The sequence below is a fragment of the Chromobacterium sp. S0633 genome, assembly GCF_024158805.1.
In the GTDB taxonomy this organism is placed as follows: domain Bacteria; phylum Pseudomonadota; class Gammaproteobacteria; order Burkholderiales; family Chromobacteriaceae; genus Chromobacterium.
The window spans coordinates 1-14365 of sequence record NZ_JAMZGH010000010.1 but is presented as its reverse complement, the minus strand read 5'-3'; the positions used below and the strand labels follow the sequence as shown (position 1 = coordinate 14365).

12 protein-coding genes and 2 tRNA genes are annotated in these 14365 nt (G+C 61.5%); 8 read left to right on the top strand and 6 right to left on the bottom strand.

What is annotated here, in order from left to right; all coding sequences use genetic code 11:
- Nucleotide 1 precedes the first annotated feature (1 nt).
- From NK214_RS09170 to aceA, 3 genes are all read right to left on the bottom strand, one after another.
- Nucleotides 2-556 (bottom strand): flavodoxin family protein, encoded by a 555-nt coding sequence (locus NK214_RS09170; RefSeq protein ID WP_253314288.1) that lies wholly within the window; start codon nucleotides 554-556, stop codon nucleotides 2-4.
- Between the two features lie 121 nt (nucleotides 557-677).
- A complete protein-coding gene (leuA, locus tag NK214_RS09165) occupies nucleotides 678-2351 on the bottom strand; it encodes a 2-isopropylmalate synthase (RefSeq protein WP_253314287.1) in 1674 nt (557 codons plus the stop codon).
- A 254-nt stretch (nucleotides 2352-2605) separates the two neighbouring features.
- Nucleotides 2606-3904: an isocitrate lyase gene (aceA, locus tag NK214_RS09160; RefSeq protein ID WP_019101049.1), complete on the bottom strand. Its 1299-nt coding sequence runs from the start codon at nucleotides 3902-3904 to the stop codon at nucleotides 2606-2608.
- Between the two features lie 461 nt (nucleotides 3905-4365).
- Here aceA and grpE point away from each other — a divergent pair, with 461 nt between their 5' ends.
- The 6 genes from grpE (at nucleotide 4366) to NK214_RS09130 (ending at nucleotide 11430) form a co-directional block, all read left to right on the top strand.
- Entirely contained in the window at nucleotides 4366-4914 is a 549-nt protein-coding gene (grpE, locus tag NK214_RS09155) for a nucleotide exchange factor GrpE (RefSeq protein ID WP_253314286.1), read from the top strand.
- Between the two features lie 116 nt (nucleotides 4915-5030).
- Nucleotides 5031-6962 (top strand): molecular chaperone DnaK, encoded by a 1932-nt coding sequence (gene dnaK, locus NK214_RS09150; protein ID WP_107798308.1) that lies wholly within the window; start codon nucleotides 5031-5033, stop codon nucleotides 6960-6962.
- A 143-nt stretch (nucleotides 6963-7105) separates the two neighbouring features.
- On the top strand, nucleotides 7106-8233 hold the full coding sequence (gene dnaJ, locus NK214_RS09145; RefSeq protein ID WP_107798309.1) for a molecular chaperone DnaJ: 1128 nt from the start codon (nucleotides 7106-7108) through the stop codon (nucleotides 8231-8233).
- Between the two features lie 274 nt (nucleotides 8234-8507).
- The gene (locus NK214_RS09140) at nucleotides 8508-10019 is read left to right on the top strand and encodes a sodium:alanine symporter family protein (protein ID WP_107798310.1); all 1512 of its coding nucleotides are present in this window, start codon (nucleotides 8508-8510) and stop codon (nucleotides 10017-10019) included.
- A 153-nt stretch (nucleotides 10020-10172) separates the two neighbouring features.
- Nucleotides 10173-11177, top strand: coding sequence for a porphobilinogen synthase (gene hemB / locus NK214_RS09135; RefSeq protein WP_107798311.1), 1005 nt, complete (start codon nucleotides 10173-10175; stop codon nucleotides 11175-11177).
- Between the two features lie 61 nt (nucleotides 11178-11238).
- Nucleotides 11239-11430, top strand: coding sequence for a hypothetical protein (locus tag NK214_RS09130; RefSeq protein WP_253314285.1), 192 nt, complete (start codon nucleotides 11239-11241; stop codon nucleotides 11428-11430).
- Here the strand turns inward: NK214_RS09130 and NK214_RS09125 are convergent.
- The 3 genes from NK214_RS09125 to NK214_RS09115 all read right to left on the bottom strand — a co-directional run bounded on the left by NK214_RS09125 (nucleotide 11427) and on the right by NK214_RS09115 (nucleotide 14036).
- On the bottom strand, nucleotides 11427-12206 hold the full coding sequence (locus NK214_RS09125; RefSeq protein WP_227107143.1) for a class III extradiol ring-cleavage dioxygenase: 780 nt from the start codon (nucleotides 12204-12206) through the stop codon (nucleotides 11427-11429). The two genes, NK214_RS09130 and NK214_RS09125, sit on opposite strands and share 4 nt — an antisense overlap.
- A 147-nt stretch (nucleotides 12207-12353) precedes the next feature.
- Nucleotides 12354-12494 carry a hypothetical protein gene (locus NK214_RS09120; protein WP_158274229.1) on the bottom strand — a complete coding sequence of 47 codons (141 nt, stop codon included), beginning with the start codon at nucleotides 12492-12494 and terminating at the stop codon, nucleotides 12354-12356.
- Between the two features lie 558 nt (nucleotides 12495-13052).
- Complete coding sequence (locus NK214_RS09115; RefSeq protein WP_107798314.1) at nucleotides 13053-14036, bottom strand: recombination-associated protein RdgC; 984 nt, start codon at nucleotides 14034-14036, stop codon at nucleotides 13053-13055.
- Nucleotides 14037-14130: 94 nt separating this feature from the next.
- On the opposite strand from NK214_RS09115, the gene NK214_RS09110 reads away from it, so the two are divergent.
- Together NK214_RS09110 and NK214_RS09105 are read left to right on the top strand one after the other, a co-directional pair.
- Nucleotides 14131-14207, top strand: a tRNA-Pro gene (locus NK214_RS09110).
- Nucleotides 14208-14288: 81 nt separating this feature from the next.
- Nucleotides 14289-14365 (top strand) — tRNA-Pro (locus NK214_RS09105).

The following is a 14365-nucleotide window of genomic DNA, read 5'->3' as shown; positions in this document are numbered from 1 at the left end:
CTTAACCGCGCAATTTGGCGGCGATGCCGGCCACGCGCTGGCCGTAGGCCTTGGCGGTGTCCAGATCGCCTTGCGGGATTTCGTCGACGCTGGCGTCGGACGGGGATTGCACCAGCAGGCCCACCGAGCCGCCCAGATTGTTGATGTCCTCGCGGCTGGCGTTCTTGGCGTTGCTGGGCAGCAGGCCCAGGCTGACCCACAGACCGCCGTGCTGGGACGCCAGGGTTTGCAGATAGATCAGCGAAACCTGCTTGTCGCCGTTCAGGCTGGCGCTATTGGTGAAGCCCCCGAACACCTTGTCCTGCCAGCCGCGGGTGAACCAGACCTTGGAACTGGCGTCGGCGAATTTCTTGAACTGCCAGCTCGGGCTGCCCATATAGGTGGGCGAGCCGAAGATGATGGCGTCGGCGCTGTTCAGCAGATCCCAGGCGCCGGCGGGTAGATTGCCCTCGGTGTCGATGGCCAGCAACTGCGCACTGGCGCCGGCGGCGACATGCTGGGCCACTTGCTGGGTGTGACCGTAACCGGAGTGATAAACGACGACGACTTTTGCCATGACGGGCCTTTCATATTGCCGTGAATTAAGAAAGGCCTGCCGCGCGGCAGGCCTTTGCCCAGTATTGGCGATGATGAAGAATTGAAAAAGCGCCGCCGGATGAATTAATTATTTAGTTGAATTAAACAATCCCATCGGCTTGGCCTGTCCTCAGCGTTGCCCGGTTAAGGCCGGCCATGACCGCACGGATGGCGGCGCGGGGCACATCGTTGTCCTCGGCTGCCGCGTATAGACTGAATCCATCTTGGAACATGAGCCGGATATAACAAATGGCGCTGGCGTTGGCTCCCGCGCCGAGAGCATGCTCATGGTAGTCCTGTACTTGCAGCGTTTCGGGCAAGGCGGCGAGCAGGGCGCTGATCACGCCATTGCCGCTGCCCTCCAAACGCAAGGATTTGCCTTGATGCACGGCCTCCAGTTTGAGCCGGACCAGGCCGGAAGACTCGCTTTCCAATTGGTGGCTCAGATAGCGCCAGCTTTGTTCCGATGGGAGGTAGGTTTGGCGGAACAGGCGATAAAGCTGCTGAGGAGCCAGTTCTTTGCCGCTGCTGTCGGCGGCTTCTTGCGCCAGTTGACTGAAGTCCTGCTGCAGCGCGCGCGGCAGTTGCAAACCGTAATGGCGTTCCAACAACCAACTGATTCCTCCCTTGCCTGACTGGCTGTTGACGCGAATCACCGCCTCGTAGCTGCGTCCGACGTCAGCTGGATCCAGAGGCAGATAGGGTACGCGCCATGGCGCTTCGGCCCGCTGCCGGGCGAATCCTTTCTTGATGGCGTCCTGATGGGAGCCGGAAAAGGCGGTGTAGACCAATTCGCCAGCGTAAGGATGACGAGGGTGCACGGCTAATTGGAGGAAGTCCTCCACTTGCCGACGCACGCTGTCTATATCCGAAAAATCCAGCCGGGGTGCAATGCCCTGGCTGTAAAGATTGAGCGCAAGCGTCAAAAGGTCGACATTGCCGGTACGCTCCCCGTTGCCGAACAAACAGCCTTCGACCCGCTCGGCTCCGGCCAGCAGCGCCAGTTCGGCTGCGGCAACCCCGGTGCCACGGTCGTTGTGTGGATGCACGCTGAGAATCAAGCTGTCCCGGTGGGGTAAACGGCGGCTCATCCACTCGATCTGGTCTGCATAAGTGTTGGGCGTGGACATTTCAACCGTGGCCGGCAGGTTAAGAATCATCTTGGCCTGTGGACTTGGCTGCCAGGCGTCGATGACCGCACAGCAAATCTCCAGTGCAAAGTCGGGTTCGGTGGCGGAGAAGGTTTCCGGCGAATACTGGAAAAGCCACTCGGTTTCCGGCCTTGCCGCGCACAAGGCCTTGATCTGAAGGCAGCCGTCCACCGCCAAGCGGATAACCCCCTCTTGTTCCAGGCCGAAGACCTGCTCGCGCCAGATCGGCGCGCTGGCGTTGTAGAGATGGACGATGGCGCGCCGAGCGCCGCGCAAGGACGCCATGGTGCGGTCGATCAAGTCTGGCCGGGATTGGGTGATGACCTGCAGGGTGACATCGTCCGGGACATGGCCGTCTTCGATCAGCAGGCGAACGAAGTCGAATTCGGTTTGCGAGGCGGCGGGGAAGGCGACTTCAATCTCTTTGAAGCCACAGCGCAGCAATAAATGAAAGAAGCCTAACTTCTGCCGGATGGACATCGGCTCTGCCAGCGCTTGATTGCCGTCTCTCAGATCGGTGCTGAGCCAGATCGGAGCCTGCTTGGTTTGGCGGTTGGGCCATTGCCGGTTGGGCAGGGGCCAGGATTGAAAGGCCGTATAGCGGGTACTGGGATCTATCAGCATGAAAGCTCCTTCTTGGTAGGGCGCATCGTGACGCTTTTCAAAATCATGCTGACATAAAGTCTGTTATAGCGGGGTTTGTAATGCAGTGGTCTAATATTTCTAGGAAAATACTGGACGATACGTCTATTTTTGCAGTGTTTGAGTGATTTTATTCTACTTATTGTAGAAATGGCTGTGGCTTTTTTGCAGCGCAGCAGCTGGCAAATAAAAACGCCCACGGATGTGGGCGTTTTCCCGGCGTGAACGGCGGCGGTTTAGTGGAACTGCTCTTCCTCGGTGGAACCGGTCAGCGCGGTGACGCTGGACTGGCCGCCCTGGATCACGGTGGTGACGTCGTCGAAGTAGCCGGTGCCCACTTCCTGCTGGTGGGACACGAAGGTGTAGCCGCGCTCGCGAGCGGCGAACTCCGGCTCCTGCACTTTCTCGACATAGGCGGACATGCCGCGGGCAACGTAATCTTGCGCCAAGTCGTACATGTTGTACCACATATTGTGGATGCCGGCCAAAGTGATGAACTGGTACTTATAGCCCATCGCGCCCAGCTCGCGCTGGAATTTGGCGATGGTGGCGTCGTCCAGATTCTTCTTCCAGTTGAAGGACGGTGAGCAGTTGTAGGCCAGCAGCTTGCCCGGATGCTTGGCGTGCACCGCTTCGGCGAACTTGCGCGCGAACTCCAGATCCGGAGTGCCGGTCTCGCACCAGACCAGATCGGCGTAGTCGGCGTAGGCGATGGCGCGGCTGATCGCCTGCTCCAGACCCTTCTTGGTCTTGTAGAAGCCTTCGGCGGTGCGCTCGCCGGTCAGGAAGGGGCGGTCGCGCTCGTCGCAATCGCTGGTCAAGAGATCGGCGGCTTCGGCGTCGGTGCGGGCGATCACCAGGGTGGGCACGCCGTAGACGTCGGCGGCCAGGCGCGCGGCGATCAGCTTCTGCACCGCTTCCTGAGTGGGCACCAGCACTTTGCCGCCCATGTGGCCGCACTTCTTCACCGAGGCCAGCTGGTCCTCGAAGTGCACGCCGCCGGCGCCGGCGCGTATCATCGCCTTCATCAGCTCATAGGCGTTCAGCACGCCGCCGAAGCCGGCTTCGGCGTCCGCCACGATGGGGGCGAAGTAGTCTATGAAGCCGGCGTCGCCCTGGGCCACGCCCTTGGAATGCTGGATTTCGTCGGCGCGGGTGAAGGCGTTGTTGATGCGTTCCACCACCTTGGGCACCGAGTCAACCGGATAAAGCGACTGGTCCGGATACATCGCCGAGTATTCATTGTTGTCTGCGGCCACTTGCCAGCCGGACAGATAGATGGCCTTGACGCCGGCCTTGACCTGCTGCATGGCCTGACCGCCGGTCAGCGCGCCCAGACAGTTGATGTACGGCTCGCTGTGGAGCAGGCCCCACAGCTTGTCCGCGCCGTTGCGCGCCAAGGAGTACTCAATCTGCAACGAGCCGCGCAGGCGCTCCACATCGGCGGCGCTGTAGCCGCGCTTGATGCCTTTCCAGCGGGGATTCTCGTTCCAGTCTTTCTGGATGGCTGCAATGCGTTGTTCGCGAGTCGTCATGCTAAAACCCTTCTCGATACGTTTCTGTGCGCGCCGGCAGACGCCGGCGTCCTCATTAAGCGATCTGGCTATCCGGTTTTCCGGATTTTCTTGCGGTCGGCCCTCATGGGGCCGGCTCGGCATGTCCGCCGTGTCAGCCTTGCGGATAGCGGCTGTTCGGGCGGAGCACTTGCGGGTGTGGCTCAATTATTAGCACAAATAAAAACGCTTGTGTGCAGTGCAGCACAAAGAAAATGTTTGATTTTCAAAAGCTAACAGCAACTTTCCTAAAACGAATATTGCGACTCGCTCAAGCGTTTGCTTTTAGAAAATAAAAGTCCGCAAACGCACATCGGGGTTTGGGACGCCTAGGATGACGGTCTGAAGCCGTTCAGTCGTTCTCAGGGCTTGAATTCCGCGACGAAGCCCCTACCTTGAGTCGGGACTATTCGTACCGCTGAATCCAAATCCGAGGAATCGCCATGCAGGACAAGCAAAACATCGCGGCAGACGCCGTGGACAATGACAATATCGACGCGACGGTGGCGGAGCAGGCCGTAGAGCAAGAGCTGAGCGCGGAGCAACGCATCGCCGCGCTGGACGCGGAAGTGGCCGAACTGAAGGACGCGCTGCTGCGCGCCCGCGCCGATCTGGAAAACCAGCGCCGCCGCGGGCAGGAAGACGTGGCCGCCGCGCACAAATACGCAATCTCCAAGTTCGCCGGCGAGCTGGTGTCGGTGAAGGACTATCTGGAAATGGCGCTGCTGGACCAGAGCGGCCAGATCGACACCCTGAAGATGGGCGTGGACATGACGCTGAAGCAATTGGTGTCCGCCTTCGACAAGGCGCAGATCAAGGACATCGCTCCCCAGACCGGCGACAAGCTGGACCCGCATCAGCACCAGGCGATGAGCGCGGAAGAGGCCGACGCCGAACCCAACACCATCGTGCGCGTGATGCAAAAAGGCTACCAGATCTCCGATCGCGTATTGCGTCCGGCCATGGTCGTGGTCGCCAAGGCAAAAGCATAAAAAAGGGCGGCGTGCTCCTCTTGAAATAATGGGCATAGCCAATACCTATTGAGACAACAGGCGGTCGCTATCGAACAAATGGCCGCTGAAACGAATTGAGATAAAGGAACTTCGACATGGGTAAAATCATTGGCATCGACTTGGGCACCACCAACTCCTGCGTATCGGTCGTGGAGGGCGGCGCGCCCAAAGTGATCGAGAACGCCGAAGGCGCTCGCACCACTCCGTCCATCATCGCCTACATGGACGATGGCGAAATCCTGGTCGGCGCGCCGGCCAAACGCCAGGCGGTGACCAACCCGCGCAACACCATTTACGCCGCCAAGCGCCTGATCGGCCGCCGCTTCGAAGACAAGGAAGTGCAGAAAGACATCGACCTGATGCCTTTCGAAATCCTGAAAGCCAAGAACGGCGACGCCTGGGTCAAAGTGCGCGACCAGGAACTGGCTCCGCCGCAACTCTCCGCCGAAGTGCTGCGCAAGATGAAGAAGGCCGCGGAAGACTATCTGGGCGAGGAAGTGACCGAGGCGGTGATCACCGTGCCGGCCTACTTCAACGACAGCCAGCGTCAGGCCACCAAGGACGCCGGCCGCATCGCCGGTCTGGAAGTGAAGCGCATCATCAACGAACCGACCGCCGCGGCGCTGGCTTTCGGCCTGTCCAAGCAGGAAGGCGACCGCAAGATCGCGGTGTACGACCTGGGCGGCGGCACTTTCGACGTGTCCATCATTGAAATCGCCGACGTGGACGGCGAGCACCAGTTCGAAGTGCTGTCGACCAACGGCGACACCTTCCTGGGCGGCGAAGATTTCGACCAGCGCGTGATCGACTACATCGTGACCGAGTTCAAGCGCGAACAGGGCGTGGACCTGAAGAACGACGTGATGGCGCTGCAGCGTCTGAAGGAAGCGGCGGAAAAGGCCAAGATCGAGCTGTCCAGCGCGACTCAGACCGAAGTGAACCTGCCCTACATCACCATGGACGCCACCGGCCCGAAACACTTGGCGATGAAGATCACCCGCGCCAAGTTCGAAAGCCTGGTGGAAGACCTGGTCGAGCGCTCCATCGAGCCGTGCCGCGTGGCGCTGAAGGATGCCGGCCTGTCGGTCAACGAAATCTCCGACGTGATCCTGGTCGGCGGCCAGACCCGCATGCCCAAGGTGCAGGAAAAAGTTAAGGAGTTCTTCGGCAAGGAGCCGCGCAAGGACGTGAACCCGGACGAAGCCGTGGCCGTGGGCGCCGCGATCCAGGGTTCGGTGCTGTCCGGCGACCGCAAGGACGTGCTGCTCTTGGACGTGACCCCGCTGTCGCTGGGCATTGAAACCCTGGGCGGCGTGATGACCAAGCTGATCCAGAAGAACACCACCATCCCGACCAAGGCGTCGCAGGTGTTCTCCACCGCCGACGACAACCAGACCGCGGTAACCATCCACGTGCTGCAGGGCGAGCGCGAGAAGGCTTCCGCCAACAAGAGCCTGGGCCAGTTCAATCTGGGCGACATTCCGCCGGCGCCGCGCGGCATTCCGCAGATCGAAGTGGAATTCAACATCGACGCCAACGGCATTCTGCACGTGTCGGCCAAGGACAAGGCTTCCGGCAAGCAGGCCAACATCACCATCCAGGCTTCCTCGGGTTTGTCCGAAGCCGAGATCCAGCAAATGGTGAAGGACGCCGAGGCCAACGCCGAGGAAGACAAGAAGCTGCACGAGCTGGTGACCGCCCGCAACCAGGCGGAAGGTCTGATCCACAGCGTGAAGAAATCGCTGGCCGAGCACGGCGACAAGATCGACGCCGCCGAGAAGGCCAAGATCGAAGACGCGGTGAAGGCGGCCGAGGAAGTGGCCAAGAGCGAAGACAAGGCCGAGATCGAAGCCAAGACCGAAGAACTGGCCAAGGCCAGCCAGAAACTGGGCGAAATCATGTACGCCCAGGCTCAGCAGGCTGAAGCCGGTGCCCAGCAGGGCGGCGCGGACGCTCAGGCCGGCAAGCAGGAAGACGGCAACGTCGTCGACGCCGAGTTCGAAGAAGTGAAGAAAGACAAGGCTTAATCGCCAGCCGATGTCTTGACGCCTGATGACCGGGCCGGGCCCGCCGGAGTGTTCCGCGGCCCGGACCGGTCATTGGCGTATGGTGGCCGGCCGCGCTAGGGGGCTTGCTTCCCGAGCCGACTGAATTTGAGAGAGACAGGAACATGTCCAAGAAAGATTACTACGATGTGTTGGGCGTCAACCGCGACGCCTCCGACGACGACATCAAAAAGGCTTACCGCAAGCTGGCGATGAAGTATCACCCGGACCGTAATCCGGACAGCAAGGAAGCGGAAGAGAAGTTCAAAGAGGTCAAGGAAGCCTACGAGATTCTGTCCGACAGCCAGAAGCGAGGCGCTTACGACCAGTTCGGCCATGCCGGCGTGGATCCGCAGGCCGGCGCCGGCGGCGGCGCGGGCTTTGGCGGTTTCGGCGACTTCGCCGACATTTTCAGCGATATCTTCGGCGGTGGCCGCTCCGGCGGCGGCGGAGGCGGGCGTTCCAACGTCTATCGCGGCGCGGACCTGCGCTACAACATGGAAATCTCGCTGGAAGAGGCGGCCCGCGGCTGCGAGAAGCAGATCCGCATCCCTTCGCACGAAGAATGCGAAGTCTGCCACGGCAGCGGCGCCAAGCCCGGCACCCAGCCCAAGACCTGCTCCACCTGCGGCGGCCACGGCCAGGTGAGGATGAGCCAGGGCTTCTTCTCCATTCAGCAGACTTGCCCCACCTGCCACGGCACCGGCAAGCAGATTACCGATCCCTGCACCAGCTGCCACGGCGCGGGCCAGAAAAAGACCAACAAAACGCTGAACGTGAAGATTCCGCCCGGCGTGGACGAGGGCGACCGCATCCGTCTGTCCGGTGAAGGCGAGCCGGGCCAGAACGGCGGACCGTCCGGCGACCTTTACGTGGTCACCCACATCAAGCCGCACGCGGTGTTCCAGCGCGACGGCATGGACCTGCATTGCGAGATGCCGATCTCCTTCTCCACCGCGGCGCTGGGCGGCGAAGTGGAAATCCCGACGCTGGACGGCATGGCCAAGGTCAAGATCGCGGGGGAAACCCAGAGCGGGCGCGTCTACCGCTTGCGCGGCAAGGGCGTGAAAGCGGTGCGTGGCACCGATTACGGCGATCTGCATTGCCATGTGGTGGTGGAAACTCCGGTCAAGCTGACCGAACGTCAGAAAGAGCTGCTGCGCGAATTCGACGCCATCAGCCAGGGCGACGTGGCCACTCACAATCCGCGCTCCAAGTCCTTCATGGACAAGTTGAAGGATTTCTTCGGTTAAGACGTCTCTCAGCGACCCTCGCGGTCGCGGACGACAAAACGGCAAGCACGCGCTTGCCGTTTTTTTGTTGGAACATAAATATTTTTGGTGGTCAACTATTTTTGAGTAACTTGTTGTAATGAGCGATTTTTTAAAATGAATTATCTGGAGGGTTCCGGTATCCGGCCTTATCTTGGTGGGGCTCCGGAACCCCGCTCCGGAGCGAAAACATAAAAATTATCCGGGCCACCCTGCATCAGCGCGGTGAGCTTGGCTTCGCTCAAAGGAGAATGTCATGGAAGATTTGGTCAACGCCGTCAACGGCGTCATCTGGAGCCCGGCGCTGATTTACCTATGTCTGGGCGTGGGTCTTTACTTGTCCGTGCGCACGCGTTTCCTGCAATTGCGCCACTTCCGGGAAATGCTGCGCCTGATGTTCAATACCGAGAGCAGCGCCAGCGGCGTGTCCTCGTTCCAGGCGCTGGCGATGACGCTGGCCGGCCGCGTCGGCACCGGCAATATCGCCGGCGTCGCCACCGCGATCACTTTCGGCGGCCCGGGCGCCATCTTCTGGATGTGGATGGTGGCCTTCCTCGGCGCCAGTTCGGCCTTCGTCGAATCGACGCTGGGCCAGGTCTACAAGGAAAAGATCGACGGCCAGTATCGCGGCGGACCGGCTTTCTACATCGAGAAGGGTCTGGGCTTGAAGTGGTACGCCTGGCTGTTCGCCATCACCACCATCGTCGCCACCGGCGTGTTGTTGCCGGGCGTGCAGGCCAATTCCATCGCCGCCTCGCTGAACACCGCCTTCGGCATCGCGCCCACCGTCACCGCGGCGGTGCTGGCCATCATTCTGGGCTTCATCATCTTCGGCGGGGTCAAGCGCATCGCGCTGTTCGCCGGCGCGGTGGTGCCCTTCATGGCCTTGGGCTACATCATCGTGGCCTGCGTAATCATCGCCTTGAACATCGAGCAGCTGCCCGGCGTGATGGCGCTGGTGCTGAAAAGCGCGTTTGGCATGGAGGCCGGTTTCGGCGCCATTCTCGGCCTGGCCATCCAGTGGGGGGTGAAGCGCGGCGTGTATTCCAATGAAGCCGGCCAGGGCACCGGCCCGCACGCCTCCAGCGCCGCGGCGGTGTCGCATCCGGCCAAACAGGGCCTGGTGCAAGCCTTTTCGGTCTATATCGACACCTTGTTCGTTTGCTCCGCCACCGCCTTCATGCTGCTGATCACCGGCCAATACAATGTGCAGGGTCCGGAAGGCCAGGCCATGTACACCGGCATCGCCGGCGTGGCGGCGGGGCCGGGTTATGTGCAGATCGCGATGGAAAGCATCATGCCGGGCTTCGGCTCCATCTTCGTGGCGCTGGCGCTGTTCTTTTTCGCCTTCACCACCATCGTCGCCTACTACTACATCGCCGAAACCAATATCGCCTACATCAACCGCAAGATTCAGCTGCCCTGGCTGAGCTTTGTGTTGAAGATCGCCTTGATGGCGGCAACGGTGTACGGCACGGTCAAGACCGCGGATCTGGCCTGGGGTCTGGGCGATATCGGCGTCGGCCTGATGGCCTGGCTCAACATCATCGCCATCGTCTTGATGCAAAAACCGGCGCTGGCCTGCCTGCGGGACTATGAGGCGCAGAAAGCGCGCGGCCTGGACCCGGTGTTCCATCCGGAAGCGCTGGGCATCGTCAACGCCGCCTACTGGGAAGGACGGCGCGCGGAGGACAATCTGGCCGCGGAATTGGCGGCGCAGGCCGGCAAGGCCGCGGAGGAAGGCGAGCTGGCGCCGCGCAAGCGCTGAGCTCAGGAGAACGCGGACGGCGGCCGGTTTCCGGCGCTGTCCGCAAAGCCGGCGTGCAAAATCCAGAACACTCTGTTTTGCCGGCCGGCATCCGCTGCGGGTCGGCGGCAACAGGCGTACAATGGCCGGGCTAATCCTTCTAATGGAATTGTCATGATTTTCGCCAATCGCTATTTTCCCGCCACCCGCATGCGTCGCATGCGCAAAGATGAATTCTCCCGCCGCCTGATGCGTGAAAACGTGCTGACTGCCAACGATCTGATCTATCCGGTATTCGTGATGGAAGGGCAGAACCGGGTGGTGGAAGTGCCGTCGATGCCGGGCGCGCCGCGCCAAACGCTGGACAAGCTGCTATACACCGCCGAACAGGCGCTGGAACTGGGCATCCCGATGCTGTCGCTGTTCCCGGTGATCGAATCGGGCAAGGACAATAGCGCGCAAGAGGCCTACAACCCCGAAGGCCTGGTGCCGACCGTGGTCCGCGAATTGAAAAAACGCTTCCCCGAGCTGGGCGTGATGACCGACGGCGCGCTGGACCCGTACACCATTCACGGCCAGGACGGGGTGATGGACGAGAGCGGCTATGTGCTCAACGACGAAACCACCGAAATCCTGATCAAGCAAGGCCTCTGTCACGCGGAGGCCGGCGTGGACATGTTCGGCCCGTCCGACATGATGGACGGACGCATCGGCGCGATCCGCGAGGCTTTCGAGGAGGAGGGCTTCATCCACACCAAGATTCTGGCGTATTCGGCCAAGTACGCGTCCGGCTTCTACGGCCCCTTCCGCGACGCTTTGGGTTCGTCCGGCAATCTGGGCAAGGCCGACAAGAACAACTACCAGATGGACCCGGCCAATCTGGACGAAGCGATTCAGGAAGTGGCGCAGGATCTGGAAGAGGGCGCCGACGCGGTGATGATCAAGCCGGGCATGCCCTATCTGGACGTGATCCGTCGAGTGAAAGACACGTTCCGGGTGCCGACCTTCGCCTATCAGGTGTCCGGCGAGTACGCGATGTTGAAGGCCGCCTTCCAGAACGGCTGGCTGAACGAGGAAAAGTGCATGCTGGAAAGCCTGATCGCGTTCAAGCGCGCCGGAGCGGACGGCATCCTGACCTATTTCGCGCTGGACGCGGCGCGTTTGCTGCGCCAACGCTGAGCGCAGGCGGACAAGCCATCGCGCCCCGGCTAAGGCCGGGGCGTTTTGCATGGGAGCGGACATGGATTTGATGCATTCCACCCTGTTCTGGATTCTCATCGCCGCCGCGCCGGCGGCGACGGCGCTGGGCATCCTGATCCGGCTGTCCCGGCGCGAGCCGCCGCCGGATCTGCCGCCCGGGGTCAAGCCCTTGGGTTGGGACGACGAAGACGAGGACGACGACGACAAGGCGCCGCCGGCGGCGGGCGGCTAGTCGAAGCGCCAGCTGGCCATGGACAGATTGCCCATGCGCCAGTCGTCGTGCAGCTTGAGCGCGGGCGCGCCCGGCGTGCCGGCGCCCAGAGCCACCCACAGCGGGGCGATGTGTTCGTCGCTGGGATGGTTGTGGCGCGGATAGGGCGCTTGCTGCAGCCAGTCGGCCAGCGTGTCCCGGGCGTCGTTCAGCAACTGCTGGTCCAGCCAATCGCGGAAGGCCAGCGCCCACGGCGCCGGCGCAGAGCCTTCCGGGGCCAGCGCGCGCAGATTGTGGGTGTAGCTGCCGGAGGCGATGATCAGGACGCCTTCGTCGCGCAGCGGGCGCAGCGCCTCGCCGATGCGCATCAGTTCAGCGGCCGGCGCCTGATGCGGCAGCGACAGATTGACGATGGGGATATCCGCCTGCGGGTACATCAGCATCAGCGGCGTCCAGGCGCCGTGATCCAGTCCGCGTTGTTCGGTGCTTTGCGCCGGCAGTCCGGCGGCGGCGAACAATTCGTGCAGGCGCGCGCAGAGCTGCGCATCGGTGCGGGCCGGGTAATTCAACTGGTACAGGGCCTCGGGAAAGCCGTAGAAGTCGTGGATGGTTTCCGGATTTGGCTTGTGGTTGACCACCAGGCCGCGGGTTTCCCAGTGCGCGGAAACGATGACGATGGCGCGCGGGCGCGGCAACTCCGTTCCCAGCTGGGCGATGAAATGGCGGCTTGGGCTGTCTTCCAGCACCAGGGTGGGGGCGCCGTGCGAGATGAACAGCGCAGGTAGGCGAGCAGTCATGGCTGAAGCTTTCATTCAAGAGATGGCTTCAGCTTAAGCCACGGCGATTCTCTGATAAACCGCAGTTTATTGGCTTTATTGTTTACTCGTTGGAAACAATTTGGCGATGCGGCGGCTCGTCTTGCAAAGGGACGGCCTACTCCGGTTTTAACTCAATCCGCCAAGCAGGATGGCACAGCCGGCAATGAAGATGAGGACGCCCATGATGCGCCGCCAGTTGCGCTTGCTCTGCCTGTCGCTCAATGGCTGCCGTTTCAACCTTCTCAGCTGTTGTCGATACATGGTCATTTGACGCTCCTATATTTGAATGATAATCATTCTTGTTTGAATGTCAAAATAAACGCTCGCGCAGGAGCGGCCGCTGTGGCGGAAGGCTTGAAACGGGGGCGTCGAAGCCGGGGGCCGGAGCGGAGGGGAAAGGCGGAATCCTTCGCTCCGTCAGGGGGCCGTAAGGCGGTATCAGGACTTTGTTGGCCGCGCTATTGCAGCCAGGCGAAGCCGGCCCATACTTCCAGCCAGAGCGCTTGCCAGTCGAATGTTTTCATTGCGATCTCCCTTGCTAAGGTATGCGGAGTATCGCTCAAGGCTTTGTATTTGTTAAATTGATTGTTTTTGCTTGCTGCTTAGCTGATTGCTATGAGGCTTGCGAACGGAGCGATGAAGAGCCGCCCCCGCAAGCGTGAAGCGCTTGCGGGGGCGGGAAGGCTCGGCGAGCCGGTCCAAGTCTCGCTCGTCAGAGTGAGACAAGGCCTTGCGGTCAAAGAGTTGGGCGGCGCACGCTGCATGAGAGCATGTCGCACTCGCCGTGCTTTGCCTCGGCGCGCACGGCGAGCATCGAACCCTCTCTTAGTCCCAGGGCACTTCCGCCGAGTTTTCGTCGACGACGGCGGGCTGCTTGTCCTGCGACGGGGCGACAGCCGCCGGGCTGGTCGCTTCTTCCAGGCCGCCCAGCGCGGCGACCAGCGCGTCCACCAGTTCGCCCAGTTCTTCGCTCATCAAGGTGAAGGTGGCTTCGAACAGGCTTTCACGGTCATCGCCGGCCTGGCTGGCTTCGTCTTGCAGCAGGTCCAGGAACTGCAGCCGCTTCAGCTGCAGCATATCGGTCAGCTGGAAGCGGATCTTTTCCTGCCAGATCAGGCCAACCCGGGTCACTTGCTTGCCGGTGGCGATGTGCTGGCGGATCTCGTCCGCGGTCAGGTCGATGCGCGCGCAACGCACTACCGCGCCGTTTTCGCCGCTGTCCTTGAGCTCGCAATCGGAATCCAGCTCAAAGCCGGCCGGCGCCTCGCCTGCCGCCAGCCAGTCCGTCATCGCGGTGTGCGGGGCGATCTTGGTGCGCGGCAGCGCGGCGGGGAAGGGCGGCAGCGCTTCGCGCAGCTTGGAGACCAGCGCCTCCGCCTTGCTGGCGGCTGCCGAGTCCACCATCAGCCAGCCGCGGCGGGTGTCCAGATAGGCGCTCATCCGGCTGCTACGCACGAAGGCGCGCGGGAGCAGGTCGTCGGTGATCTGCTCTTTCAGGGCCAGCTTTTCCTTGCGGCCCACCTTGCGCAACTCCTTGTCTTCTATCTCGGCGACTTTCAAATCGACGAAGTCGCGGATCACCGAGGAGGGCAGCACTTTGTCCTCGCGGCGCAAAGACACCATCTGGCAGCCGCGCACGGCGTAGACCGGCGCCTCCAGATGGCCGGCGGCGGGCACCCAGCCCTCGCTGAACCAGTCCAGTCCCATGCAATGCTGGAATGGACGCTTTTCCAGCGCGGCGGAAAGCTGTTCGTTGTTAGGGGCGTCGTCTTGATTCAAACGGTAAAAAGATAGTTGCCTAAACCACATATTTGTTCCATAATGCGCGTCCTCTGATGCCACAGATTGTACCGCAGCCAAGACAGCAGCGGGGTGGTTTTCGGACAAGCTTGAAGATGGTCGTCGGAGTGTAGCTTAGCCTGGTAGAGCGCTACGTTCGGGACGTAGAGGCCGGAGGTTCGAATCCTCTCACTCCGACCAGTCAATTAGAAAAAGCTTGTCAGAAAGCATTGGATGTAGTAAATTTCTGCTCCTCGGCGCTTGGCGCTGAAGGCAGTAAAACGGAGTGTAGCTTAGCCTGGTAGAGCGCTACGTTCGGGACGTAGAGGCCGGAGGTTCGAATCCTCTCACTCCGACCA